Origin of the sequence: Streptomyces sp. NPDC059828 (genome assembly GCF_042731955.1) — a bacterium.
In the GTDB taxonomy this organism is placed as follows: Bacteria; Actinomycetota; Actinomycetes; order Streptomycetales; family Streptomycetaceae; genus Streptomyces.
Genome location: NZ_JBHWIW010000024.1, coordinates 1 through 25,525 on the forward strand (window position 1 = coordinate 1; position 25,525 = coordinate 25,525).

Annotated in this window: 20 protein-coding genes; 11 read left to right on the forward strand and 9 right to left on the reverse strand. The window is 70.2% G+C overall.

Translation table 11 applies throughout. The features are described 5' to 3' along the window. Window positions 1–186: hypothetical protein (locus ACFV6V_RS16515; protein ID WP_385565056.1), on the forward strand; the 186-nt coding region annotated here is incomplete at its 5' end. Window positions 187–293: 107 nt separating this feature from the next. Here ACFV6V_RS16515 and ileS read toward each other — a convergent pair. Next, the gene (gene ileS, locus ACFV6V_RS16520; protein ID WP_385565059.1) at window positions 294–3,434 is read right to left on the reverse strand and encodes an isoleucine--tRNA ligase; all 3,141 of its coding nucleotides are present in this window, start codon (window positions 3,432–3,434) and stop codon (window positions 294–296) included. A 551-nt stretch (window positions 3,435–3,985) separates the two neighbouring features. Here ileS and ACFV6V_RS16525 point away from each other — a divergent pair. The 4 genes from ACFV6V_RS16525 (at window position 3,986) to ACFV6V_RS16540 (ending at window position 8,422) form a co-directional block, all read left to right on the forward strand. After that, entirely contained in the window at window positions 3,986–5,002 is a 1,017-nt protein-coding gene (locus ACFV6V_RS16525; protein WP_385565062.1) for a TraR/DksA family transcriptional regulator, read from the forward strand. Window positions 5,003–5,090: 88 nt separating this feature from the next. Further along, window positions 5,091–5,708 (forward strand): signal peptidase II, encoded by a 618-nt coding sequence (lspA, locus tag ACFV6V_RS16530; protein ID WP_385565065.1) that lies wholly within the window; start codon window positions 5,091–5,093, stop codon window positions 5,706–5,708. Between the two features lie 47 nt (window positions 5,709–5,755). Beyond that, window positions 5,756–6,697 (forward strand): RluA family pseudouridine synthase, encoded by a 942-nt coding sequence (locus tag ACFV6V_RS16535; protein WP_385565068.1) that lies wholly within the window; start codon window positions 5,756–5,758, stop codon window positions 6,695–6,697. A 126-nt stretch (window positions 6,698–6,823) separates the two neighbouring features. Next, complete coding sequence (locus ACFV6V_RS16540) at window positions 6,824–8,422, forward strand: Na+/H+ antiporter (protein ID WP_385565071.1); 1,599 nt, start codon at window positions 6,824–6,826, stop codon at window positions 8,420–8,422. A gap of 42 nt (window positions 8,423–8,464) precedes the next feature. Here the strand turns inward: ACFV6V_RS16540 and ACFV6V_RS16545 are convergent, their stop codons facing one another. Continuing rightward, a complete protein-coding gene (locus ACFV6V_RS16545) occupies window positions 8,465–9,136 on the reverse strand; it encodes an HAD family hydrolase (protein ID WP_385565074.1) in 672 nt (223 codons plus the stop codon). A gap of 89 nt (window positions 9,137–9,225) precedes the next feature. Further along, window positions 9,226–10,314: a mechanosensitive ion channel family protein gene (locus tag ACFV6V_RS16550; RefSeq protein ID WP_385565077.1), complete on the reverse strand. Its 1,089-nt coding sequence runs from the start codon at window positions 10,312–10,314 to the stop codon at window positions 9,226–9,228. Between the two features lie 23 nt (window positions 10,315–10,337). Between ACFV6V_RS16550 and ACFV6V_RS16555 the strand changes: the two genes are divergently transcribed. Then, window positions 10,338–10,916 (forward strand): dienelactone hydrolase family protein, encoded by a 579-nt coding sequence (locus ACFV6V_RS16555; RefSeq protein ID WP_385565080.1) that lies wholly within the window; start codon window positions 10,338–10,340, stop codon window positions 10,914–10,916. A gap of 19 nt (window positions 10,917–10,935) precedes the next feature. Here ACFV6V_RS16555 and ACFV6V_RS16560 read toward each other — a convergent pair whose 3' ends face one another. The 5 genes from ACFV6V_RS16560 to ACFV6V_RS16580 all read right to left on the reverse strand — a co-directional run bounded on the left by ACFV6V_RS16560 (window position 10,936) and on the right by ACFV6V_RS16580 (window position 17,337). Then, window positions 10,936–12,579 (reverse strand): protein kinase, encoded by a 1,644-nt coding sequence (locus ACFV6V_RS16560; protein ID WP_385565083.1) that lies wholly within the window; start codon window positions 12,577–12,579, stop codon window positions 10,936–10,938. 33 nt (window positions 12,580–12,612) lie between these two features. Next, window positions 12,613–14,274, reverse strand: a complete 1,662-nt coding sequence (locus ACFV6V_RS16565; protein ID WP_385565086.1) for an alkaline phosphatase D family protein — start codon at window positions 14,272–14,274, stop codon at window positions 12,613–12,615. An 85-nt stretch (window positions 14,275–14,359) separates the two neighbouring features. After that, window positions 14,360–15,172 carry a DsbA family protein gene (locus ACFV6V_RS16570; RefSeq protein WP_385565089.1) on the reverse strand — a complete coding sequence of 271 codons (813 nt, stop codon included), beginning with the start codon at window positions 15,170–15,172 and terminating at the stop codon, window positions 14,360–14,362. A 58-nt stretch (window positions 15,173–15,230) separates the two neighbouring features. Then, a complete protein-coding gene (locus ACFV6V_RS16575; RefSeq protein ID WP_385565092.1) occupies window positions 15,231–15,917 on the reverse strand; it encodes a hypothetical protein in 687 nt (228 codons plus the stop codon). A gap of 91 nt (window positions 15,918–16,008) precedes the next feature. Next, on the reverse strand, window positions 16,009–17,337 hold the full coding sequence (locus ACFV6V_RS16580; RefSeq protein ID WP_385565095.1) for a DUF2252 domain-containing protein: 1,329 nt from the start codon (window positions 17,335–17,337) through the stop codon (window positions 16,009–16,011). Between the two features lie 235 nt (window positions 17,338–17,572). On the opposite strand from ACFV6V_RS16580, the gene dnaE reads away from it, so the two are divergent. Beyond that, on the forward strand, window positions 17,573–21,112 hold the full coding sequence (gene dnaE, locus ACFV6V_RS16585; protein ID WP_385565098.1) for a DNA polymerase III subunit alpha: 3,540 nt from the start codon (window positions 17,573–17,575) through the stop codon (window positions 21,110–21,112). Between the two features lie 93 nt (window positions 21,113–21,205). Here the strand turns inward: dnaE and ACFV6V_RS16590 are convergent, their stop codons facing one another. Continuing rightward, window positions 21,206–21,379 carry a hypothetical protein gene (locus ACFV6V_RS16590; protein WP_361278299.1) on the reverse strand — a complete coding sequence of 58 codons (174 nt, stop codon included), beginning with the start codon at window positions 21,377–21,379 and terminating at the stop codon, window positions 21,206–21,208. A 225-nt stretch (window positions 21,380–21,604) separates the two neighbouring features. Here ACFV6V_RS16590 and ACFV6V_RS16595 point away from each other — a divergent pair, with 225 nt between their 5' ends. The 4 genes from ACFV6V_RS16595 (at window position 21,605) to ACFV6V_RS16610 (ending at window position 25,489) form a co-directional block, all read left to right on the forward strand. Further along, window positions 21,605–22,885, forward strand: a complete 1,281-nt coding sequence (locus ACFV6V_RS16595) for an NYN domain-containing protein (protein ID WP_385565101.1) — start codon at window positions 21,605–21,607, stop codon at window positions 22,883–22,885. Between the two features lie 37 nt (window positions 22,886–22,922). Further along, window positions 22,923–23,897, forward strand: a complete 975-nt coding sequence (locus ACFV6V_RS16600; protein WP_385565255.1) for an ABC transporter ATP-binding protein — start codon at window positions 22,923–22,925, stop codon at window positions 23,895–23,897. A 76-nt stretch (window positions 23,898–23,973) separates the two neighbouring features. Beyond that, complete coding sequence (locus ACFV6V_RS16605) at window positions 23,974–24,807, forward strand: ABC transporter permease (protein WP_385565104.1); 834 nt, start codon at window positions 23,974–23,976, stop codon at window positions 24,805–24,807. Window positions 24,808–24,859: 52 nt separating this feature from the next. After that, entirely contained in the window at window positions 24,860–25,489 is a 630-nt protein-coding gene (locus ACFV6V_RS16610; protein WP_385565106.1) for a hypothetical protein, read from the forward strand. The last annotated feature ends 36 nt before the right edge of the window (window positions 25,490–25,525 follow it).

Below are 25,525 nucleotides of genomic sequence, written 5' to 3' on the forward strand. Positions count from 1 at the left end.
ACCCCCGTGCACCACACCTGCGGGGCGCCCGCGCCCCGCCCGCGTCCCGGGCGGCCCCCTTCCGGGGCGGGCCCGGTTAGTTCCGCCCCGCCCCCGGCCCTGTTGTGCGGCCTCGCGGTGTGCGGACGCCACGCGGCGGTCGGCCTGGGGTCCACGGTGTACCGCACCCTGCCCCACCGCGACTGAGGTGGGGTGCCGTGCACCGCGGTGCGGTGCGGTGACTACTCACGCCAACTCCCGCGCGAGCAAAGAGGCCCGGCCGGCACAAGCCGACCGGGCCTCAGGAGTGGGCGCTACGCCTTGCGGAGCCGGAAGGCCAGGGACAGGCCCGCGTCCGTGAAGGGGGAGCCGTACGAGGAGTCCGCCTCGCCGGAGGCGAAGTCCGTCGCGAGGACCTCCTCCGCGATCAGGGACGCGTGGTCCGTGAGGGCCTTGGTCACCTCGGGGTCCTCGGAGGTCCACCGGAGGGCGATCCGGTCGGCCACGTCCAGGCCGCTGTTCTTGCGGGCCTCCTGGATCAGCCGGATCGCGTCACGCGCCAGCCCCGCGAGCCGCAGCTCAGGGGTGATCTCCAGGTCGAGCGCGACCGTCGCGCCCTGCTCGGAGGCCACCGACCAGCCCTCCCGGGGGGTCTCGGTGATGATGACCTCCTCCGGGGAGAGGGTGATGGTCTCACCGCCCACCTCCAGTGTCGCCGTGCCGCCGCGCAGCGCGAGGGACAGCGCCGCGGCGTCGGCCGAGGCGACGGCCTTCGCCACGTCCTGGACGCCCTTGCCGAACCGCTTGCCCAGCGCCCGGAAGTTCGCCTTGGCCGTGGTGTCCACCAGCGAACCGCCGACCTCCGACAGGGAAGCCAGCGAGGAGACGTTCAGCTCCTCGGTGATCTGCGCATGCAGCTCCGGCGACAGCGACTCGAAGCCCGCCGCCGCGACCAGGGCCCGCGACAGCGGCTGGCGGGTCTTGACCCCGGATTCCGCACGGGTCGCACGGCCCAGCTCCACCAGCCTGCGGACCAGCACCATCTGCTGGGACAGCGTCGGGTCGATCGCGGACAGGTCCGCTTCGGGCCAGCTCGCCAGGTGCACCGACTCCGGGGCCTCCGGAGTCACCGGGACCACCAGGTCCTGCCACACCCGCTCCGTGATGAAGGGGGTGAGCGGGGCCATCAGCCGGGTCACGGTCTCGACCACGTCATGGAGGGTGCGCAGTGCCGCCGGGTCACCCTGCCAGAAGCGGCGGCGCGAACGGCGCACATACCAGTTCGACAGGTCGTCCACGAAGGTGGAGATCAGCTTGCCGGCGCGCTGGGTGTCGTATGCCTCCAGCGCCAGGGTGACCTGGTCCACCAGCGCGTGCAGTTCGGACAGCAGCCAGCGGTCCAGCACCGTGCGCTCGGCCGGCGCCGGATCGGCAGGCGAAGGGGACCAGCCGGACGTGCGGGCGTACAGAGCCTGGAAGGCGACCGTGTTCCAGTAGGTGAGGAGGGTCTTGCGGACCACCTCCTGGATGGTGCCGTGGCCCACCCGCCGCGCCGCCCAGGGCGAGCCGCCGGCCGCCATGAACCAGCGCACCGCGTCCGCGCCGTGCTGGTCCATGAGGGGGATCGGCTGGAGGATGTTGCCCAGGTGCTTGGACATCTTGCGGCCGTCCTCGGCGAGGATGTGGCCGAGGCAGACGACGTTCTCGTACGAGGACTTGTCGAAGACCAGCGTGCCGACCGCCATCAGCGTGTAGAACCAGCCGCGGGTCTGGTCGATGGCCTCCGAGATGAACTGCGCCGGGTAGCGCTTCTCGAAGATCTCCTTGTTCTGGTACGGGTAGCCCCACTGCGCGAACGGCATCGAGCCCGAGTCGTACCAGGCGTCGATGACCTCGGGGACCCGTGTGGCCTGCCCGGAGCACTCAGGGCACGGGAAGGTGATCTCGTCGATGAACGGCCGGTGCGGATCGAGAGCGGACTGGTCGGTGCCCGTCAGCCCGGTCAGCTCGGCGCGCGAGCCGACGCAGGTGAGGTGGCCCTCCTCGCAGCGCCAGATGGGCAGCGGGGTGCCCCAGTAGCGGTTGCGGGAGAGCGCCCAGTCGATGTTGTTGTTGAGCCAGTCGCCGAAGCGGCCGTGCTTGACCGACTCGGGGAACCAGTTGGTGTTCTCGTTCTCCTCGAGCAAGCGGTCCTTGACCGCGGTGGTGCGGATGTACCAGGACGGCTGCGCGTAGTAGAGCAGCGCCGTGTGGCAGCGCCAGCAGTGCGGGTAGCTGTGCTCGTACGGGACGTGCCGGAACAGCAGACCGCGCTCGTCCAGGTCCCTGGTCAGCGCCTCGTCGGCCTTCTTGAAGAAGACCCCGCCGACCAGCGGCACGTCCTCCTCGAAGGTGCCGTCGGGGCGCACCGGGTTGACGACCGGCAGGCCGTAGGCGCGGCAGACCTTGAGGTCGTCGTCACCGAAGGCGGGGGACTGGTGGACCAGACCCGTACCGTCCTCGGTGGTGACGTACTCGGCGTTGACCACGAAGTGGGCGGGCTCGGGGAACTCCACGAGACCGAAGGGGCGCTCGTACGTCCAGCGCTCCATATCGGCGCCCGTGAAGGACTGGCCGGTTACCTCCCAGCCTTCACCGAGCGCCTTCTCCAGCAGCGGTCGGGCGACCACGAGCCTCTCCTGGCCGTTGGTCGCCACTACATACGTGACCTCGGGGTGCGCGGCCACCGCGGTGTTCGACACCAGCGTCCAGGGGGTCGTCGTCCACACCAGCAGTGACGCCTCGCCGGCGAGCGGCCCTGAGGTCAGCGGGAAGCGGACGAAGACGGACGGGTCGACGACCGTCTCGTAGCCCTGCGCCAGCTCGTGGTCGGACAGACCGGTGCCGCATCGGGGGCACCAGGGGGCGACGCGGTGGTCCTGGACCAGCAGGCCCTTCTTGAAGATCTCCTTCAGCGACCACCAGACGGACTCGATGTACGCCGGGTCCATCGTCCGGTACGCGCCGTCGAGGTCGGCCCAGTACCCCATACGGGTCGTGAGCTCGGCGAACGCGTCGGTGTGGCGGGTCACCGACTCACGGCACTTGGCGTTGAACTCGGCGATGCCGTAGTCCTCGATGTCCTGCTTGCCGCTGAAGCCGAGCTCCTTCTCGACGGCGAGCTCGACGGGCAGGCCATGGCAGTCCCAGCCCGCCTTGCGGGCCACGTGGTAGCCCCGCATGGTGCGGAAGCGCGGGAACACGTCCTTGAAGACACGGGCCTCGATGTGGTGGGCGCCGGGCATGCCGTTGGCGGTGGGCGGGCCCTCGTAGAACACCCATTCGGGGCGGCCCTCGGACTGCTCGAGGCTCTTCGCGAAGATCTTGTTGTCCTGCCAGAAGTCGAGCACGGCGTGCTCGAGTGCGGGCAGGTCGACCTGGGCGGGTACCGGGCGGTACTGAGGCGGCGGCGTCATGTACGGGCTCCTCCAACGGACTGTGCCTGTTCCGTCGGAGGGACGAGAGCCGATGAGCTGCTCCCGCGGTACCACCCTCCTTGGCCCTGGACGAGCTCGTCCCGGGCCCCCTCATTGAGGTCGCGAAGCCGGTTCTACTCGCCGGGGCACCGTGCGGTGACCGGGCTTTCTTCCGGCGGCTCCGGGGTGATGTTTCGCTTCGCGCTCGCCCCCGGGCTCACACCGTCCCCGGGTCGCTCATGGCTGCGTACGACGCTACTGGTCCCCATCCATGCCTTTCGCTCCGCCCAGTGTACGGGCCCTGCCCTGGCGGGGCCGACCGGATTTCCGCCGTGACCCGAATGGCCATACGTTCGCGCGCCGGCTCCGCGTACCGGTCATCAGGCGGATTACCAGGCGGGGAGCTGGGCACAACGGATGCAGGCTCGCGTCCGAGCAGGCGCGGGACGGGCCCTGCGGGCGGCGTGCCACGTTGCCGCGGCGCTGGGGCCGATTTATCGTCCCAGCACCGATTCGCGCGCAAGATCACAATATGTGAAGGGGCCGCGGCCATGGTGGCGAAGAAGACCGCCGTGAAGAAGACGGCGTCCATGAGGTCCACCGCCGCCGCAGGTGCGGCGGCCAAGGGAATGGACGGCAACAAGAAGAGCACCGTCGCGACGAGGCGTCCGGCCGGTGGCCGGACGCCGAAGACCGGCGAAGCCGGTGCGTACGCGCACGAGGCGACGGAGGTGAGGGCCGTGGCACCGGCGAAGAAGGCCACCAGGGCGGGCTCCGGCGCGGCGAAGCCCGAGGAGGCGAAGAAGACCGCGACCAAGGCCGCCGCCAAGACCGCCAAGACCGCGGCCGGGCCCGCCAAGCCCGCGAAGCGCGCGGGTACGAAGGCCGCGGCGAAGAAGCCCCCCGCCCACAAGGAAGCGGCGGGACGCCCCGAGGCGTCCACCCCGGCGGCGGCCCCCAAGGCGCCGGCGAAGACCAAGAAGACGGCGGCCGTCGGCAAGACGGCGGGCGCCGGTGCCGGAAAGGCCACCAGAACGGCCAAGGAGGCGGCGAAGGCCGCCAAGCAGACGGGAGCCAGGACCGTGGGAGCGAAGAAGATCGTGGCCGGAGCCACAGCGGGCGGGGACAGCACGGCCACGGCACTGGCAACCGAGCGTGCCGCGGCGGTGCCCGGAGAGCTGGCGGTGCGTCCGGGCGAGGACCCGTGGGCGCCCGAAGAGGTCGCCGAGGCGCGCACCGAGCTCGAGGACGAGCTGGCCAGACTGCGGGCCGAGATCAGCCACTCCGAGGAGGCGCTGACCGGTCTGATGCGCGACTCCGGTGACGGCGCGGGCGACGACCAGGCCGACACCGGGACCAAGAACATCACACGCGAGCACGAGATCGCCCTGGCCAACAACGCCCGCGACATGGTCGAGCAGTCGGAGCGCGCCCTGCACCGCCTCGACACGGGCACGTACGGTCTCTGCGAGATCTGCGGGAAGCCCATCGGCAAGGCGAGGATGCAGGCCTTCCCGAGGGCGACCCTGTGCGTGGAGGACAAGCAGAAGCAGGAGCGCCGAGGCTGAGCGGCCCTTTCGCAGGCCCGTTTCACGGAGGTGCCGTACCCTCGTGACCAGTCAGGTACCACTCAGGTACCCAGGTCGAGGGACTCACGTGGCAGAGGCGGAGCGCGTCATCGGTACGCCGGACAACAAAGACGAGGCCGACGACGCGGCTGCGGCCGCGGCTGCTGAGGCAGGTCCCGACGAGCGCTCCTCGGACGAACGTCCCGGGGAGCGTTCCCGGGGCAGGCGCCGCGTCGTCGCGCTGTTCGCGGTGGCGATCGTGGCGTACCTGATCGACCTCGGCAGCAAGCTGCTCGTGGTGGCGAAGCTGGAGCACCAGCCGCCGATCCCGGTCATCGGCGATCTGCTGCAACTCACGGCGGTGCGCAACCCCGGTGCGGCCTTCGGCTTCGGTGGCGCCTTCACGATCATCTTCACGATCATCGCTGCCATCGTGGTCGTGGTGATCGCACGGCTTGCGCGCAAGCTCTACAGCCTGCCCTGGGCCATCGCGCTCGGACTGCTGCTCGGCGGTGCGCTGGGCAATCTCACCGACCGGATCTTCCGGGCGCCCGGCTTCCTCCAAGGCGCCGTCGTCGACTTCATCGCGCCCGCACACTTCGCCGTGTTCAATCTCGCGGACTCGGCGATCGTCTGCGGTGGCTTCCTCATCGTGATCCTTTCCTTCCGGGGACTGGACCCCGACGGGACCGTGCACAAGGACTGAGCCGACCGGCGGACCGGTCACACGGGAGGACAAGGCATACTCGACGGGTGAGTACGCTTCCCGAAACCCGCACCCTGCCCGTTCCCGACGGCCTCGAAGGCGAGCGCGTCGACGCCGCCATCTCCCGTATGTTCGGGTTCTCCCGTACCAAGGCCGCCGAGCTCGCGGCCGCCGGGAAGGTGCTGGTCGACGGGGTCACGGTCGGCAAGTCCGAGCGGGTCAGCGGGGGCGCGTGGCTCGAGGTCGAGATGCCGCAGGCGCCCGCCCCGGTGCAGATCGTCGCGGAGCCGGTCGAAGGTATGGAGATCGTCCACGACGACGACGACATCGTCGTGATCGTCAAGCCGGTCGGGGTGGCCGCGCATCCGAGCCCCGGCTGGACCGGTACGACCGTGATCGGCGGGCTCGCCGCCGCCGGCTACCGGATCTCCACATCGGGCGCGGCGGAGCGCCAGGGCATCGTGCACCGGCTGGACGTCGGCACCTCGGGCCTGATGGTGGTCGCCAAGTCGGAGCGCGCGTACACGCTGCTGAAGCAGCAGTTCCGCGACCGCACGGTCGACAAGCGCTACCACGCCCTGGTGCAGGGCCACCCCGACCCGCTGAGCGGCACCATCGACGCGCCGATCGGGCGGCACCCGCAGCATGACTACAAGTGGGCCGTGACCGCCGACGGCAAGCCGTCCGTCACGCACTACGACCTGATGGAGGCCTTCAGGGCCGCCTCGTTGCTCGACATCAAGCTGGAGACGGGCCGTACGCACCAGATCCGGGTGCACATGTCGGCGCACCGGCACCCCTGTGTGGGCGATCTCACCTATGGTGCCGATCCGACGATGGCACGGAGGCTCGGTCTGACCCGGCAGTGGCTGCACGCGGTGCGGCTCGGCTTCGAGCACCCCTCCGACGGGCAGTGGGTCGAGTTCAGCAGCACCTACCCCGACGACCTCCAGTCGGCGCTGGACCGGATCGCGGCGGAGAGCGCCTGAGCGAGCGGCGCTCGAGCGGGTCGCGCTCGAGCGTGCGGCGTCTCGGCCCCCTGCTCTGATTCGCGGTGATCGCGTGGGAGGCTTACCAGGCCGACCGTCGACGTACCGCCCCCGGGAGGTCCGCCCGTGGACCAATTGGCCTTGTTGTTCACGCTGTTGCTGGGGGCCGTGGTCACCGTGCCGCTGGGGGCGCGGCTGGGGCTGCCGGCGCCCGTGCTGATGACGCTCATCGGTGTGGTGCTCGCGCTGCTGCCGTTCGTGCCGAACATCGCCCTGCCGCCCGAGTACATCCTGCCCCTGCTGCTCCCGCCGCTGCTGTACGCCGCGGTCCAGCGCACGTCCTGGCGCCAGTTCACCGCCAACATCCGTCCCATCCTGCTGCTCGCCGTCGCCCTGGTGTTCGTCACCACGGCGGCGGTCGCGGCCGTGGCCCAGGCCGTCGTCCCCGGCCTGCCGTTGGCCGCCGCCGTCGCGCTCGGTGCGCTGGTCGCGCCGCCCGACCCGATCGCCGCGACCGCCGTCGCGGGCTCGCTCGGGCTGCCGCGGCGGCTGGTGTCGATCCTGGAGGGCGAGGGGCTCTTCAATGACGTCACCGCGATCGTGCTCTACCACGTGGCGATCGCCGCCGCCGTCAGCGGCAGTTTCTCCTGGCCCCAGGCGGCCGGGGAGCTGGTGCTCTCCGCCGTGGTGGCGGTCGCGGTCGGGCTCGCGCTGGGCTGGCTGTCGAACCGGCTGATGGGGCTGCTGGGCGATGCCACCCTCCAGATCGGGCTCACCCTGCTGGTGCCGTTCGTGAGTTACGCGCTGGCCGAGGAGCTCCTCGGGTCCGGTGTGCTCGCCGTCCTCGTCACCGCGCTCTATCTCGCCGAGAACGCCGTCGACGCGGACGATGTGATGGGACGCCTGGCCGGGGACACGTTCTGGCAGATCGTGGACACCCTGGTGACCGGACTCGCCTTCGGCGTGATCGGGTTGGAACTCCACCAGGTCATCGGAGCGGCGGCCGCCGGGCACGAGGCCGGGATGGTCACCCTGGCCGGCTGGGCCGCTGCGGTGGTCGCGGTCGTCGTCGGCGTACGGCTGCTGTATCTGCTGCCCGCCACCGCGCTCGCCAAGCGGCTCCACCGCATCCGCGACTACGACGAGGAGATCCCGGTCGGCTGGCGCGAGACCGTCGTCATGTGGTGGTCCGGGATGCGGGGCGTGGCGTCGGTGGCGTTGGCTCTCGCGATCCCCCTGCGGACCGATGCCGGTGAGCCGTTCCCCTACCGCGACGAGATCATCTTCATCGCGTTCGCAGTGATCATGACCACCCTCGTCGTGCAGGGCCTCAGCCTGCCGTGGCTGGTGAAACGCCTCGGGGTACGGGCCGACACGGATGCCGAGCGGGCCCTGGAAAGAGACCTCGCGCGCCGGGCGGCACGGGCGGCCAAGCACCGGTTGAAGGAGATCGAGGAGGTCGAGGACCTGCCCGAGGACATCGCCGAGCGGCTGCAGCGGGCGGCGTACGACGTCGGCACCCGGATCAGCCCCGACATCGTCGACGAGGAACGCCGCGACTGGTATGCCAAGCGCGATCGCCGGCTGCGCACCGTGTCCCGTATCACCCGGGAGATGCTGTCCGCGGCGCGCCACGAGGTGCTGGCGGCCCGCAGTGAGCCGGGTACCGATCCCGAGGTGGTGGACCGTGTGCTGCGCCATCTCGATGTGCGCAGTCTGCGCTGACCCGGGTCGACCCCTGCGCCGGTATGCGGCGGTCAGTGGCATTCAGGCGGCCCCGCGCCCCAACTGCCTGGCCCAGTTCCGCACATCGGGGTCGGTCAGGCTGCCGGCCAGCCAGTCGTGGTCGAGCTCGACTCCTGGGAGGGACGGTACGACCGCGACGAAGAGCCCCGCGGCACGCGCCGAGGCGATGCCCGTGGCCGAGTCCTCGAAGGCGACGGTGTGTTCCGGAGCCGTACCGAGTGTCTCGCATGCCGTGATGTAGAGGTCTGGCGCGGGCTTGGGGGAACGCACCTCGTCGGCGGCGAACGAGTGGGTGACGTACTCGGCGAGACCGGCCGACCGCAGTGCCGCGTCCAGCAGCTCCCGCGGGCTGTTGCTGGCTACGGCGATGGGTACGGCTGCCCGGCAGGCGCGCACCAGCTCGGCCGCCCCGGGCAGGGCCGGGGCGCCCCGGGACAGCTCTTTGCGTACTCTCCCGAGGAGTTCGGCGGCGAGTTCGGCGCCGGCGCCGGGGCGGCCGAGATACCGGGCCATGGCCTCACCCGCGTCCTCCAGGGTGCGGCCGATGACCAGGGCCTTCTGTTCGGGGCCGAAGGCATGGCCGTGTGCGGCGAAGACGGCCGTCTCCGCGACGGTCCAGCAGGATTCGGTGTCGACGAGCAGACCGTCGCAGTCGAAGACCACGGCCTCGACGCCGGTGGGCAGAGCGATCATGAACGACACCCTAGGGTGGGAGTCGTGCAACTTCCATATTCCTGCCCGGAATCGGGCAGGAATTGCTCTGTTGTCTCCTCGGTGTGCGGTCAGTCCCGTCCGGTTCGCCGGGACGCACCCTCCTCCGCGTAGGCTCCCGGAGCCTCCACCGCGATCGCCGTCGTGATGCGGGGCAGCGCATGGGCGTGGTGCTCGCACAGCCAGGAGATCAACTGCTCGCGCACCGCGCAGCGAACCGTCCAGAGGTCGTCGGCGTCCTTGGCGGTGACCATCGCTCGTACCACCATCGAGTTCGGCGTGGTGTCCGTGACCGCAAGCGACCAGTCGCGGCCGTCCCAGGCCTTGCACTCGTGCAGGATCTCCTGGAGCTTCTCGCGCATCGCGGACACCGGCGCCGAGTGGTCGAGGTGCAGCAGGACGGTGCCGGTCATCTGCGCACCACCGCGTGACCAGTTCTCGAACGGCTTGCTGGTGAAGTACGAGACCGGCATGGTGATCCGCCGCTCGTCCCAGGTGCGTACCGCGAGGAAGGTGAGGGTGACCTCCTCCACGGTGCCCCACTCGCCGTCCACCACGACGGTGTCCCCGATCCGCACCATGTCACCGAAGGCGATCTGGAAGCCGGCGAAGAGATTGCCGAGGGTGGACTGCGCGGCCACACCGGCGACGATGCCGAGCACACCCGCCGAGGCGAGCAGCGAGGCCCCCAGTTTGTCCATCCCGGGGAAGGTCAGCAGCATCGAAGCGGCGGCGACCACACAGACGATGGCCGTGACGATCCGCTGGACGAGTGCCACCTGGGTGCGCACCCGGCGCACCCGGGCCGGGTCCCGGGTGGTGGCCGCGTACCGCGAGTAGGAGGACTCGACCACGGCGGCCGCTATCCGCATCACGAGCCAGGCCGAGGCCGCGATCAGCACCAGGGTCAGCACATGGCCGATCAGCCTCTCGTTCCGCTCCACGGCCGGGATGTGCGTCTCGCCGTAGGTGCCCCTCAGCAGCGCGGTGAGCAGCACCACCTGCAGTGGCGCGCGGCAGCGGCGCAGCAGGCCCCACAGTGGGGTCTCGGTGTGGCGGGCGTCGGTTCGGCGCAGCAGCAGGTCCGCAAGCCATACCAGCAGCAGGGTCAGCCCCACCGAGCCGACCAGGACGATCATCGGGCGCAGCACGTTCTCCATAACTTCGAACGTAACCTGACCGCATGGACATCATGCTTTTCCATTCTGTGTACGGTCTGCGGCCGGCCGTGCACGCGGCTGCCGAGCGACTGCGTGCCGCCGGGCACCAGGTGTGGACGCCCGACCTGTTCGACGGGCGTACGTTCGACTCCGTCGAGGGGGCCATGGAGTTCCGCGACGAGGTCGGCATGGACGAACTGCTCAAGCGGGCGGTCCTGGCCGCCGCGCCCCACTCCGAGCGCGGACTCGTGTACGCGGGCTTCTCGTTCGGCGCCGCCGTAGCGCAGAATCTCGCGCTCGGCGACGAGAAGGCGCGCGGCCTGCTCCTTTTGCACGGAACATCCGATATCGCCAAGGATGCCCGGGTTGATGAACTGGCCGTCCAGCTGCACGTGGCCGACCCCGATCCGTTCGAGCCCCATGACTGGCTGACGGCCTGGTATCTCCAGATGGGCAAGGCGGGGGCCGATGTGGAGGTGCACCGCTACCCGGGTGCGGGGCATCTGTACACCGACCCCGACCTGCCGGACTTCGACGAGGAAGCGGCCGGGCAGACCTGGCGGGTGGCGCTCGCTTTCCTCGACTCGCTCGCGGAGGGCTGAGGGGAAAACCCCGCCGCCGTCAGGAGGAGGGGCGGTAGCACTGGCCCGTGGGGTTGTCGGCCGGGGGCCTGCACTGGAATCCGTAGTCGTCCCCACTCGTGCTGAGATAGCGGCCGATACAGGCGTTCGCCGTGGTCCTTCCGCGCTCGGCACAGAAGACGAGCGCGGACGCGCCGCTGGTGAACGGGCCGGGCGCGTAGACCACCCAGTAGCCGGGGCGCAGTGAGGCGTAGTCGTCGCTGCGCAGCACATCGGCCTCCGGCACGGTGGTGCGTACGGCGGCGAGACGCTGGTCGCGGGCCGTCGTACCCGAGCTGACGGGCTCCGAGAACAGCTGCGCGATCCAGCGGCCGGACGGCGGGAGTGCTTCGTCAGGCCGGGCGGCGGACGGGCTGGGCGGGAGCACGGGTGTCGCCGCCGGTGCGCTGGGCGAGGCGGGTCCCGAGGACAAGGAAGCCGGTGCCGAGGGCGGCACGGGGGTGGGCGAAGCCGGACCGGCCGGGGTGACGGCAGCCGGGCGTTTTGCGTCCTCCTTGGTGGCGCCCCCTTGTTCGCGCAGGGTCAGGGCGAGCGCGGTGGCGGCGGTGACCGCGACGGCCACCGCGATCGCGGTGATCACCACGGGCATACGGCGGCGCTCCCGCTCGCCCTCCCGTTCCCGTGACCCGGACGGGACCGTGGGGTGAGGGTCTTCGGGGACCGCGGGCCGCGGGCTGTCCAGTTGAGTGGGCACGGGCGGTGCGGGGGGCGTGGGAGGCGCCGTGCGTGCGGCCACCCGTCCCGGCGGTACCAGCCCGGTCACCGTCGGCCGGGACCAGTCCGGTGTCCCGCCGGCCTCCACCCGGGCCAGCATCGCGTCCAGCTCTCCGGCAACGGGGCGGGCCGCCGGATCCCGTACCAGCAGGGCCTCCAGCACCGGTGCGAGCGGCCCGGAGCGCGCCGGGGGCGGTACGGGATCGTCGAGCACCGCCGCCAGGGTGGCGAGCGTGGAGTCCCGGCGCAGCGGGCTGATGCCTTCCGCGCACACGTACAGCACCAGCCCCAGCGACCAGAGATCAGACGCCGGATTGTCCCGGTCATGGCCGCGGATCCGTTCCGGGGCGATGTACTCGGGCGAGCCGACCAGCTCACCCGTCATGGTCAGCGAGGTCGTGCCCTCCAGTGCCGCGATGCCGAAGTCGGTGAGCACGGCGACAGGCGGGCCCTCTGCACCGGGTCCGGCCGGAACACCGTTGCGCAGCAGCACATTGGCGGGTTTGACGTCCCGGTGCTGGATGCCGGCCGCATGGGCGGCGCTCAGCCCGGAGAGCACCTGGCGGCCGATCCGGGCGGCCTCGTCCGGAGCCATCGGCCCCCGGGTGAGCCGCTGTTGCAGCGAGTTGCCGGGCACCAGCTCCATCACGATCCACGGGTGGGGATCCGCGTCAACGATGTGGTGGATAGTCACCACATGTGGGTGACTGATCCGTGCGAGAGCACGGGCCTCGCGCAGCACACGCTCCCGCACGGCCGCGGACGCCCCCGCATCGGATCGGACCGCTTTCAGGGCAACTTCGCGGTGGAGCACGGTGTCGCGAGCCCGCCACACCGTGCCCATTCCTCCGCTGCCGAGCGGCTCGATCAGCTCGAACCGCGCGTCGATCACATCCCCCGGCGCGTTCATGGCGCCAGGTTAGAGGAACCAGAACCGCCCCGTTCACCGCACGGGCTGGTTCACCTTCTCCACTTTCTGGGTCCCGTTCAGGGTCCGGTACGAGCGGGTCCAAGACGCCGTGGCGTCCTGCTTCGTCCGGTCGGACAGCGTGTAGTAGTCCATCTGGGAGCGCTCGGTGGTCACATCCAGCACGCCGTAGCCGTGGTGGTCCATGTCGACCCACTTCACATGGCGGTTGGCGGCCTTGATCGCGGCCTGCGCGACAAGGGAGACCGTGCCCGGCAGGACATGCAGCAGGTCGTCCAGGTTGTCCGAGGTCACCGAGGTCACCACGAACTCCGTGGCGGCCGACTGCGACACCGGGTAGGTCGCGGCCTTCACCGGAACGTCGTTGGCCCAGGCCATGTGGATGTCACCGGTGAGGAACACGGTGTTCTTGATGCCGCGGTCCGTCAGGTGCTTCAGCAGCTCCTTGCGGTCGTCCGTGTAGCCGTCCCACTGGTCGACGTTGATGGCGAGGCCCTCCGTGGGCAGGCCCAGCAGCTTGGCGATCGGTTCGAGCAGATGCGCCGGAAGGGAGCCGAAGGCGACCGGCGAGATCATCACCGAGGTGCCGACCAGCTTCCAGGTCGCGTCGGAAGCCGCCAGACCCGACTTGAGCCAGTCGAGCTGGGCGCGGCCGGTGATGGTGCGCTCGGGGTCGTCGACCTTGCCGCTGCCCACCGACGCCTGCTGGGAGCGGAAGGAGCGCAGGTCCAGCAGATGGAGTTCGGCCAGCTTGCCGAAGCGCAGCCGGCGGTAGACGGTGCCCTCGGTCGCGGTGCGCACCGGCATCCACTCGAAGTACGCCTGCTTGGCCGCCGCTGCACGGGCGGCGTAGTCGCCCTCGGCGCCCGGGGTGTGGTTCTCGGCGCCACCGGACCAGGCGTCGTTGGCTATCTCGTGGTCGTCCCAGATCGCGATGATCGGGTGAGCCGCGTGCATCGTCTGGAGGTCGGCGTCGGTCTTGTACTTGCCGTGCCGGGTGCGGTAGTCGGCCAGGCTGAGGATCTCGTGCCTGGGCTCGTGCTGCCGTACGACGTACTTCTCCTCCGGGTAGCCGCCGGTGCCGTACTCGTAGATGTAGTCACCGAGATGCAGCACCGCGTCCAGGTCGGCACGGGCGGCCAGGTGGCGGTACGCGGAGAAGTAGCCCGCCTCCCAGTTGGCGCAGGACACCACACCGAAGCGCACCCCGGACGCGTTCGCGTCCACGGCGGGGGCGGTACGGGTACGGCCCACGGGGGAGACCGCGGGGCCGGAGCTGAAGCGGAAGTAGTAGACGGTGGACGCACGCAGACCGCGCACATCGACCTTGACGGTGTGGTCGCTCGTGGCGGTGGCGGTGGTCCGGCCGCCGGCCACGATCCGGGCGAAGCCCTTGTCCTCGGCGATCTCCCAGTTCACCTCCGTGGCGGGCCCCTTGCCTGAACCGGGCACGGCGTCCGTGGACGGTGTGACCCGGGTCCACAGCAGCACACCGTCGGAGAGGGGATCGCCCGAGGCGACACCATGGAGGAACGCGGTGCCCTGTGCGTCGTCGGCGTGGGCGGCGGAAGCCGCCGCGAGCGCGGGCGCGGCGACTGCGGTGGTGGTGACAGCGGTAGCGGCGGCGGCCTTGACGACCGCGCGGCGGCTTGGAGTTGTGGGGAGGAGTCTGGTCACGGCCGATCAGACTACTGACCAGTAAGGCAAACGGGCAGGCGAACGCCGAAATTTCGCCTGCCCGTTCGGAAAATATGGTCTGCCGTTACCCCTTGAGGGCCTTGGCGATCGCGGCGTCGTACTGCGCCGCCGTCATGGGAGCGTTCTCGGCACCCTCGGCGGTGATCTTCTTGCCGTCCATCTTCAGGGTCGGGGTGCCCTGGACGCCGCTGGAGTCGAACGCCGCGGACATCTTCAGCGCCCACGCGTCATAGGTGCCGTCCTTGACGGCATTCTGGAACTCGGTGTTGCCCTTCAGCGCCGTCACGGTGTCCGCCACCTCGATGAGGTAGTCGTCCTTGGCGAACTTGTCGTCGCGCTCCTCGGGGTGGTACTTCGCCGAGTACAGGGCGGCCTTGTACTCCAGGAAGGCCTCGGGGCTCACATTGAGCGCCGCGCCCAGCGCGGACAGGGCGTTCTTGGAGCCCTCGCCGTTGTCGGCGTTGTCGATGAAGGTGGCGCCGATGTACTTGATCTTGTACTTGCCGGCGTCCACGTCCTTCTTGACGTTCGAACCGACCGCCTGCTCGAAGGTGGCGCAGATCGGGCAGCGCGAGTCCTCGTAGAGCTCCAGGGTCTTCTTGGCGGTCGGCTTGCCGATCACCACGTTCGTGCCGTTCTCGCCCTCGGTGTTCTTCGGCTGCACGACCTTCGCGCTCTTCGCCGCCTCCCAGGCGGTGGGCTTGTTGAGGTGCATGATGAAGGCACCGACGCCGCCCGCCGCGGCCAGTACGCCGACGACCGAGGCGGCGACGATCAGCTGACGCCTGAGCTTGTCCTTCTTGGCCTGGCGCTCGCGCTCCGCGCGCAGGCGCTCACGAGCGGCCGCCTTGTTGGCCTGGCTGTTACGTGCACTCATGTGTGGTTTCTCCGTGTTCGAATGATCTTGGGCGGGGGAGTGTTCCGGGGACACCGGTTCAGGCGAGGGCGAGAGCCTGGAGCGGTGGTCCCCTCCGTCCCACGGAGTGAACGAGCAACAGGGGCTTTCCGGAGCGCTGCCGCCGGAAGGGCCGTACGGGACGACCCGGACGGCGGGTCGCGGGAGTGGCCCTGGGGGCTGCCGCGATCAGCAGTGGCCGGAAGGCGAAGGCCGCGACCGCCCGCAGCAGGGCCGCGAGGGCTGCCTCGCCGTGCCGCAGCCAGGCGGCGGCGACCAGCCCCACGGTGATGTGCGCGGCGAGCAGAAGCCAGGGCACGGCAGGGTCGGGGGAGTCGACCAGCGTGGCCATGTGTCCCTGGGACGAGGCCACCCCCGGCAGCGGGGCGCCGACCCCGCCGCCGCAGAGCACGTCGACCCCGACCGCGCGGAGGGAGCCGGCGACCGGGCCGCCCGCGGCGCCGTAGCAGACATGCTGACCCGCGGTGAAGACGGTGTCGGCGGCCAGCTCCAGCGGGACGAGCACGGCCGCGATCGGGCCGTAGGCACGCTCACGTCCCGCCAGTGCGTAGGCGAGCAGGAACACCCCCGCGGCGACCGCGCCCACCGTGACCAGGGGGAGCGGAGCCCGGGAGAGCAGCACATGGGAGGCCGCGGACAGCGTCACGACCACCGCCGTGAAGATCGCTGCCCGCAGCCCTCTGAGCCGGGTCCCTGAAACGTCCATCGACCAGTGAGTGTGCCATGGGCCGCTGTAAGCAGCCCTTAAGCGCAGTTCAGCAGGTGCGCGGGCCTGTGCTGCGGCACGGGCGGGGCCGTTACCGAAGCCCCGGAATCCTGCCGTTGCGGAAGAGGTCCACGAAGATCTGGTGGTCGGCCCTGGCCTGCGCGCCGTAACTGTGCGCGAAGTCCACCAGCAGCTCCCCGAAGCCGTCCTCGTCCGCCGCGATCGCCGCGTCGATGGCACGCTCCGTGGAGAACGGCACCAGCGAGTGGCCGCTCTCGTCGTCCGCCGCCGCGTGCATCGTGGCCGTGGCCCGGCCGAGGTCCGCGACGGTCGCCGAGATCTCCGCCGGATCGTCGATGTCCGACCAGTCGAGGTCCACCGCGTACGGCGAGACCTCCGCGACCAACTGCCCGGCGCCATCGAGCTCCGTCCAGCCCAGCCACGGGTCCGCGTGGTCCTGGAGTGCCCGCTGGGAGATCACCGTGCGGTGTCCCTCGTGCTGGAAGTAGCCGCGCACCCGCTCGTCGGTGATGTGCCGGGACACCGCCGGGATCTGCGCCTGCTTCATATAGATCACGACATCGTTCTCGAGGGCGTCGCTGTTGCCCTCCAGCAGGATGTTGTACGACGGCAGCCCGGCCGACCCGATACCGATGCCGCGCCGCCCCACGACGTCCTTCACCCGGTACGAGTCGGGGCGCGCCAGGCTCTCCTCGGGCAGGGTCTCCAGATAGCCGTCGAAAGCCGCCAGCACCTTGTAGCGCGTCGCCGCGTCCAGCTCGATCGACCCGCCGCCCTCGGTGAAGCGCCGCTCGTACTCCCGGATCTCGGTCATCGAGTCCAGCAGCCCGAAACGGGTCAGCGCACGGGCGCTGCGCAGCGCGTCGAGCAGCGGGCCCTCGGCGGTGTCCAGGGTGAACGGTGGCACCTCGTCGTTCTTGGCGCCCGAGGCGAGCGCGTGGATGCGCTCGCGGTAGGCCGCCGCGTAGGTCCGCACCAGCTCGGAGATCTGCTCGTCACTGAGGGCCTTGGTGTAGCCGATCAGCGCCAGCGAGGCGGAGAGCCGCTTGACGTCCCAGGTGAAGGGGCCGACATAGGCCTCGTCGAAGTCGTTGACGTTGAAGATCAGCCGGCCGTTCGCGTCCATGTACGTGCCGAAGTTCTCGGCGTGGAGGTCACCGTGGATCCACACCCGGCTGGTGCGCTCGTCCAGGTACGGGCCGCTGTTCTGCTCCCGCTCCAGGTCGGCGTAGAAGAGGCACGCCGTGCCCCGGTAGAAGGCGAAGGCCGAGCCGGCCATCTTGCGGAACTTCACCCGGAACGCGGCCGGGTCGGCGGCCAGAAGCTCGCCGAAGGCGGTGCCGAAGACGGCGAGGATCTCCTCGCCGCGCTCGCCGGCCATGGACTGGTGGACCGACATCGCTGGGTGCCTCCTGGTGCATGAGAATCAGAACGAAGAGCGGATGGGAAACCTGAACGAAAGGGACAGGGGGTTCCGTCCCGCTCAACGCACGACGGTAGTCCTGAGTGCCCCGCGATTGTCAGTGCGGAGCCGTAGACTTCCTCGCTGTCCGCTCAGACAGCTTCAGACAGACGGCAGGCGGACGCAGACCGCCCGCCGCCCGTCTCCTACCGTCCACCGGAGGCCTTCCGCCGTGACCAAGCCGCCCTTCACGCACCTTCACGTCCACACCCAGTACTCCCTGCTGGACGGTGCGGCGCGGCTCAAGGACATGTTCAATGCCTGCAATGAGATGGGCATGACGCATATCGCCATGAGCGATCACGGCAATCTGCACGGCGCGTACGACTTCTTCCACTCCGCCCAGAAGGCCGGGATCACCCCGATCATCGGCATCGAGGCCTACGTCGCCCCGGAGTCCCGGCGCAACAAGCGCAAGATCCAGTGGGGCCAGCCGCACCAGAAGCGGGACGACGTCTCCGGCTCGGGTGGTTACACCCACAAGACCATCTGGGCGGCCAACGCGACCGGTCTGCACAACCTCTTCCGGCTGTCCTCGGACGCGTACGCGGAGGGCTGGCTGCAGAAGTGGCCGCGGATGGACAAGGAGACCATCGCCCAGTGGTCCGAGGGCCTGATCGCCTCCACCGGCTGTCCCTCGGGCGAGCTCCAGACCCGGCTGCGCCTCGGCCAGTTCGACGAGGCCCTGAAGGCGGCCTCCGAGTACCAGGACATCTTCGGCAAGGACCGGTACTTCCTGGAGCTCATGGACCACGGCATCGAGATCGAGCGCCGGGTCCGCGACGGGCTGCTGGAGATCGGCAGGAAGCTCGGCATCCCGCCGCTCGTCACCAACGACTCGCACTACACCTACGCGCACGAGGCCGGCGCGCATGACGCCCTGCTCTGCATCCAGACCGGCAAGAACCTCTCGGACCCCGACCGGTTCCGGTTCGACGGCACCGGCTACTACCTGAAGTCGACCGACGAGATGTACGCGATCGACTCGTCCGACGCCTGGCAGGAGGGCTGCCGGAACACCCTGCTGGTCGCCGAGCAGATCGACACCTCCGGGATGTTCCAGAAGCGCGACCTGATGCCGAAGTTCGACATCCCCGAGGGCTACACCGAGGTCTCCTGGTTCCGTGAGGAGACCCTGCGCGGCATGGAGCGCCGCTTCCCCGACGGCATCCCCGAGGACCGCATCAAGCAGGTCGAGTACGAGATGGACACCATCATCTCGATGGGCTTCCCGGGGTACTTCCTCGTCGTCGCCGACTTCATCATGTGGGCCAAGAACCAGGGCATCGCGGTCGGCCCCGGCCGCGGCTCCGCGGCGGGCTCGATCGTGGCGTACGCGCTGGGCATCACGGACCTCGACCCGATCCCGCACGGCCTGATCTTCGAGCGGTTCCTCAACCCCGAGCGCATCTCGATGCCCGATGTCGACATCGACTTCGACGAGCGCAGGCGCGTCGAGGTGATCAGGTACGTGACCGAGAAATACGGCGCCGACAAGGTCGCCATGATCGGCACCTACGGCACCATCAAGGCCAAGAACGCGATCAAGGACTCCGCACGCGTCCTCGGCTATCCGTACGCGATGGGCGACCGCCTCACCAAGGCCATGCCCGCCGACGTCCTCGGCAAGGGCATCCCGCTCTCCGGCATCCTCGACCCCTCGCACCCCCGCTACAGCGAGGCCGGCGAGATCCGGGGCATGTACGAGAACGAGCCGGACGTGAAGAAGGTCATCGACACCGCCCGGGGCGTCGAGGGACTGGTCCGGCAGATGGGTGTGCACGCCGCCGGCGTGATCATGTCCAGCGAGACGATCACCGACCACGTCCCCGTCTGGGTGAGGCACACGGACGGCGTCACCATCACCCAGTGGGACTACCCGAGCTGCGAGTCGCTCGGCCTGCTGAAGATGGACTTCCTGGGCCTGCGCAACCTCACGATCATGGACGACGCCGTCAAGATGGTGAAGGCCAACAAGGGGATCGACATCGATCTGCTGAGCCTGCCGCTCGACGACCCCACGACCTTCGAGCTGCTCCAGCGCGGTGACACCCTCGGTGTCTTCCAGTTCGACGGCGGGCCGATGCGTTCGCTGCTGCGGCTGATGAAGCCCGACAACTTCGAAGACATCTCCGCCGTGTCCGCCCTGTACCGGCCGGGCCCGATGGGCATGAACTCGCACACGAACTACGCACTGCGCAAGAACGGCCAGCAGGAGATCACCCCGATCCACCCCGAGCTGGAGGAGCCGCTCAGGGAGGTCCTGGACGTCACCCACGGCCTGATCGTCTACCAGGAGCAGGTGCAGAAGGCCGCCCAGATCATCGCGGGGTACTCGCTCGGCGAGGCCGACATCCTCCGCCGCGTGATGGGCAAGAAGAAGCCCGAGGAGCTGGCGAAGAACTTCGTCCTCTTCCAGGAGGGCGCGCGGAAGAAGGAATTCAGCGACCAGGCCATCCAGGCCCTGTGGGATGTGCTCGTCCCCTTCGCCGGATACGCCTTCAACAAGGCCCACTCCGCCGCGTACGGCCTCGTCTCGTACTGGACGGCGTACCTCAAGGCCAACCATCCCGCCGAGTACATGGCGGCGCTGCTCACCTCGGTCAAGGACGACAAGGACAAGTCCGCCGTCTATCTGAACGAGTGCCGCCGCATGGGGATCAAGGTCCTCCCGCCCAATGTCAACGAGTCGCTGTCGAACTTCGCGGCCCAGGGCGACGACGTGATCCTCTTCGGCCTGACCGCCGTGCGCAACGTCGGGCAGAACGTGGTCGAGTCGATCATCCGGTGCCGCAAGTCCAAGGGGAAGTACTCCTCCTTCCCGGACTTCCTGGACAAGGTCGAGGCGGTCGTCTGCAACAAGCGGACCATCGAGTCGCTGATCAAGGCCGGCGCCTTCGACGAGATGGGCCACACCCGCAAGGGCCTGGTCGCCCAGCACGAACCCATGATCGACAACGTGGTGGCGGTCAAGCGCAAGGAGGCCGAGGGACAGTTCGACCTCTTCGGCGGCATGGGCGAAGCGGACAGCACCGAGCCGGGCTTCGGTCTGGACGTCGAGTTCTCCGATGTCGAGTGGGAGAAGTCCTATCTGCTCGCGCAGGAACGCGAGATGCTCGGCCTCTACGTCTCCGACCATCCCCTCTTCGGCCTCGAGCACGTCCTGTCCGACAAGACCGACGCCGGCATCTCCCAGCTCACCGGTGGTGAGCACGCGGACGGCGCGGTCGTCACCATCGGCGGCATCATCTCGGGCCTCCAGCGCAAGATGACCAAGCAGGGCAACGCCTGGGCGATCGCCACGGTGGAGGACCTCGCCGGATCCATCGAGTGCATGTTCTTCCCCGCCACCTACCAGCTGGTGTCCACCCAGTTGGTCGAGGACACGGTCGTCTTTGTGAAGGGGCGGCTCGACAAGCGCGAGGACGTCCCCCGGCTGGTCGCGATGGAACTGATGGTCCCCGACCTCTCGTCCGCGGGTACCAACGCGCCCGTGGTGATCACCATCCCCACGGTCAAGGTCACCCCGCCCATGATCAGCCGACTCGGGGAGATCCTCGGCCACCACAAGGGCAACACCGAGGTGCGGATCAAGCTCCTGGGCGCCCGTAAGACCACGGTGCTCCGGCTCGACCGGCACCGGGTGCAGCCGGACCCCGCGCTCTTCGGCGATCTGAAGGTGCTGCTGGGCCCGTCCTGTCTGGCGGGCTGACGGCCCGGAAACCGTTCAGGGGCGCACCCGTTCTCATCGGGTGCGCCCCTCGGACGTCCACGCGTCTCTCAGGCGTCAGTGCGCCTGATGGCGTCAGTTGTGGCCGAAGCGCTTCTGGCGGCCCTTGTGTGCCACATCCGTGGGGGTGACCTGTGCCGCCCGGTGCTCGGCCTGTGCCTCCATCGACGAGGAGCGGGCCTGCTGCGAGCCCCGCTCGGCGGACGACGCGGACTGCTGCTTGCGTTCTCGGTTCTTGTTCTTGGCCATGGTGTGCCTCCAATAAGGGGATCCAGAAGCTGGGCCGCCCTCAGCCTCACACACCGGTTCGGACGCCGCATTTCGGATCATTGCCCTGAGTGATCGGCCGCTGTTACGGTGCGGCTTCACCAATTCGCCACGCCGATGATCCAGTTCCGGACGTCAACCCTCCGGCGTTGGGGCAGACTCGAAGCACACCCGAGCACCTTCCGATCCCGAGGTTCCCGAAAGAGGGTGGAACACGTGGACCGCTGCGTCGTCCTTGTGGACGCCGGTTACCTGCTGGGCGCCGCCGCGAGCCTCCTCGCCGGAGAACCGGCCCGATCACGCATCACTGTCGACCACGCAGCCCTCATCCACGGCCTGCGTGAGCGTGCCGAGGCCGACACCGAGCGTCCGCTGCTGCGGATCTACTGGTTCGACGGCGCACCCGACCGCGTCCCCCAACCGGAGCACAGGCGGCTGCGGGTCATGCCCCGGGTCACCGTCCGGCTGGGCGCACTGACCCGGAGCGACGGTCGCTGGGCCCAGAAGGGCGTGGACGCCGCCATGCACGCCGAACTCACCGAGCTGGCCAGGAACCGCGCCTGCTCCGACATCGTGCTGGTCACCGGGGACGGCGATCTGCTGCCCGGGCTGATGTCCGCGAAGGAGCACGGAGTCGCCGTCCACCTCTGGGCCGTACAGGCCGCCGACGGCGACTACAACCAGTCGGAGGACCTGGTCGCCGAGGCAGACGAGCGCCGCGTACTCGACCGGACCTGGATCACCCAGGCCGTCAGGGCCAAGGACCTGGGCGGGGTCTGCGCCCCGCCGCCCGCCCCGCGACCCGAGATCGCCGCGATCCTCTCCGCACCGCTGCCGGAGGCCGCGCTGGCCGCGGCGGGCGGTGCGGTGGACGACGCCCGCGCACGGGTCGCCGAGGTCGTACGGAACGGCACGTCCGCCCCAGCGGCGGACACCGGAGCCCCGGCCGGGGCCGCGGGCACCGGGGTAAAGGGGGTCCCCACCCCCAAGGACCTCGCGGGCATGCGGGGCCCCGGGGCACCCGGAGCCGTACCGCCCGGGGACAGGACCGCGCAGGCCGGTGCCACCCTGCGCTGGTCCTCCGACAAGGGCTGGATCGAACGAGGGGGCGGCGGCACGCTCGGTGAGCCCCCGGAGAGCGCCTCCCTGCCCACCCTCGCCCAGCTCACCAGCGCCGAGCAGCGCTGGGCGGACCGGGAGGAGGACATCACCACGGTGGGCGGCGACCCCTACGAGGTCGGACAGGTGTTCGCGCGTCGCTGGATGGAGCGGCTCCCCGATCCGGCCCATGTGCAGAAGCTGTCCAGCATGTACCCCCGGATCCCGCACCGCATCGACGGCGAACTGCTGCGTTACGCGGCCCGTTTCGGGCTGCTCGCCCACAAGGACGACCAGATCGACGAGCACGACCGCTATGCGATCCGGGCGGGATTCTGGCGCGAGATCGACGTACGGGCCGCGGCGGAAGGCGCCCCGGCGCGGGAATAGTCCCGGCGACCCCTTAGGCTCGTTCTTCGTGAGTACGGTGTGTGTGGTGCGGGACCTGGTGAAGACGTACCCGGCCGCCCGCGCCCGGCGTGGGACCCCCGCCACCCCCGAAGTGCGTGCCAACGACGGAGTGTCGCTGGCCGCTCGGGCCGGGGAGATCTTCGGGCTGCTCGGACCCAACGGCGCGGGCAAGTCCACCCTGGTGCGTCAGCTCACCGGTCTGATGCGCCCGGACTCCGGCACGGTCGACGTACTGGGCCACGATCTGGTGCGCCATCCCGAGCGGGCCTCCCGGCTCATCGGCTATCTCGGCCAGGAGTCCACGGCGCTGGACGAGCTGACGGTGGCGCTGGCCGCGGAGACCACGGGACGGCTGAGGGGACTCGGCGTACGCCGGGCGAGGGCCGAGCGCGACGCCGTACTCGGCGAACTAGGCCTGACCGCGCTCGCAGGACGCCCCCTGAAGAAGCTGTCCGGCGGCCAGCGGCGGCTGGCCTGCTTCGCGGCCGCGCTCGTGGGGGAGCGGCCCGTGCTCGTCCTGGACGAGCCCACCACCGGAATGGACCCCGTCGCGAGGCGCGCGGTCTGGGCCGCCGTCGACCGGCGCCGAGCCGAGCACGGTACGACGGTGCTCCTGGTCACCCACAACGTCATCGAGGCCGAGACCGTGCTCGACCGCGTCGCCGTGCTCGACCGCGGCAAGGTCATCGCCTGCGACACCCCGGCCGGGCTCAAGGAGCGCGTGGCCGGAGAGGTACGGCTGGATCTGGTGTGGCGCGAGCAGCCGCCCCTGGAGGTGCCGGAAGTCGCCGCGCTGCGCGCGTCCGCCCAGGAGTCGGGCCGCCGCTGGGTGCTGCGCCTCGCCCCGGACGAGGCGAGAGCGGCCGTGGCCGCGGTGACCGGCGGTGAGGCGTTCGCGGCCCTGGACGACTTCACCCTGACCACGCCGAGCCTCGAGGACGTGTATCTGGCGCTCGGCGGTCATACGACGCAGGGCCTGGTGAAGGCATGAACCAGGCGCACCGGCCAGCGCATGGCACAGTAGGCCCTGGTCCAGCCCCGCACGAACCGAACAGGAGCAGCGCCAGGTGAGCATCGTGCCCGCGGAGGCCGTGTCCGCGAACGTGCGGGGCGGCGCTCAGACCGCGACCCACACCGCCCCCGCCGCCGCACCACTCGCGCCGCGCGCCCGGCTGCTGCCCGCGCTCGCCGCCGTGTACCGGGCCCAGCTCTCCCGCGCCCGGGTCGCACGGATCCCGCTGCTGTTCGTGGCCACCTTCCAGTCCGTGGGGATCATGGTGCTGATGCGGGGCGTCGTGGACGGCGGCGACGAGGCACGGTCCGTGGTCGCCGGGTCCTCCGTCCTGGTCGTCGCCTTCGTCGCGCTCAATCTGCTCGCCCAGTACTTCGGCCAGCTCAGGGCGGGCGGGGGGCTCGACCACTACGCCACACTGCCCGTGCCACCCGCCGCGGTGGTGCTGGGCGCGGCCGGGGCGTACGCCTCGTTCACGGTGCCCGGCACGATCGTGACAGCCGTCATCGGCTCGGTGCTGTTCGGGTTGCCGCTCACCCATCTGTGGGTGCTGGCCGCGGTGATCCCCCTCGCGGGCGCCGCACTCGCCGGCCTCGGCGCGGCCCTCGGACTGCTCGCACCCCGCCAGGAGCTCGCCACCCTGCTGGGCCAGCTCGGCATGTCCGCGGCCCTGCTGCTGGGAGTGCTGCCGCCCGGACGGCTGCCGGGGCCCATCGCGTACGCACGGGACCTGCTGCCCTCGACCTACGGGGTCGAGGCCCTGGCACGCACCTTCGACACGCATCCGCACTGGCCGACGGTGGTTCTGGACCTCGCCGTCTGCGCCGGGGTCGGCGTGGTGTCCCTGGGCGTCGCGACATGGGCGTACCGCAAGGCAGCCGTCCGCTGACGGACCGGCGGCCGGTGAGGCGAGGCGCGGGGACGTTTGGCACCATGTCCTGGTGACCGCACCCCTGACTCCGCCGCATCAGCCACCGCCGCAGGACACGACCTGGCACGCCCAGCCCGTCTCGCACGGGTACGGGGAGGGAAAGGCCATGTGGAGCGAGCTGCGAGCCGCCTTGATCATCCTGCCGGCCGTGGTGCTGTCCGGGATCGGGCTCGGCCTGCTGTGGCTCTGGCTGGCCCCCCACGTCGGCCTGGTGGCCACGGACAAGGCGGTCTTCGTCGTCGACACGGAAGGCGAACAGGCAGCGGGCGCCGACGCCGTCTTCGCCCTGCTGGCCCTCGGCTTCGGAGCGCTCAGCGCGGCACTGGTCGTCTGGTTCTACCGCCGCGGCGGTGTCGCGATCGTCCTGTCACTCGCCCTGGGCGGGCTCCTCGCCTCCGGCCTCGCCTGGTTCACCGGCTACTGGCTGGGCCCGGAGCACGACGTGGTCGCCCATGCCCGCGCGGTCGGCGAGGGCATCACCTTCGACGCCCCCCTGGAGCTGCAATCCCCCGCGGCCCTGCTGGCCTGGCCCTTCGCGGCCATGCTGGTCCACCTCGCCCTGACGGCCCTCTTCGGCCCCCGTGACCCGGAACCGGAGCCGCAGTGGCCCCCGCTGACGCAGGACGGCGGCCAGGGCTGACGCCCGCGTCGGCGGCGTGCGGCTCCGGAGCCGTGT

Excerpts from the sequence above, each read along its gene's own strand:
- ileS (WP_385565059.1), bottom strand. The coding sequence starts at position 3,434 with ATGACGCCGCCGCCTCAGTACCGCCCGGTACCCGCCCAGGTCGACCTG.
- ACFV6V_RS16525 (WP_385565062.1), top strand. The coding sequence starts at position 3,986 with ATGGTGGCGAAGAAGACCGCCGTGAAGAAGACGGCGTCCATGAGGTCC.
- ACFV6V_RS16545 (WP_385565074.1), bottom strand. The coding sequence starts at position 9,136 with ATGATCGCTCTGCCCACCGGCGTCGAGGCCGTGGTCTTCGACTGCGAC.
- ACFV6V_RS16550 (WP_385565077.1), bottom strand. The coding sequence starts at position 10,314 with ATGGAGAACGTGCTGCGCCCGATGATCGTCCTGGTCGGCTCGGTGGGG.
- ACFV6V_RS16555 (WP_385565080.1), top strand. The coding sequence starts at position 10,338 with ATGGACATCATGCTTTTCCATTCTGTGTACGGTCTGCGGCCGGCCGTG.
- ACFV6V_RS16560 (WP_385565083.1), bottom strand. The coding sequence starts at position 12,579 with ATGAACGCGCCGGGGGATGTGATCGACGCGCGGTTCGAGCTGATCGAG.
- ACFV6V_RS16570 (WP_385565089.1), bottom strand. The coding sequence starts at position 15,172 with ATGAGTGCACGTAACAGCCAGGCCAACAAGGCGGCCGCTCGTGAGCGC.
- ACFV6V_RS16575 (WP_385565092.1), bottom strand. The coding sequence starts at position 15,917 with ATGGACGTTTCAGGGACCCGGCTCAGAGGGCTGCGGGCAGCGATCTTC.
- ACFV6V_RS16580 (WP_385565095.1), bottom strand. The coding sequence starts at position 17,337 with ATGTCGGTCCACCAGTCCATGGCCGGCGAGCGCGGCGAGGAGATCCTC.
- ACFV6V_RS16590 (WP_361278299.1), bottom strand. The coding sequence starts at position 21,379 with ATGGCCAAGAACAAGAACCGAGAACGCAAGCAGCAGTCCGCGTCGTCC.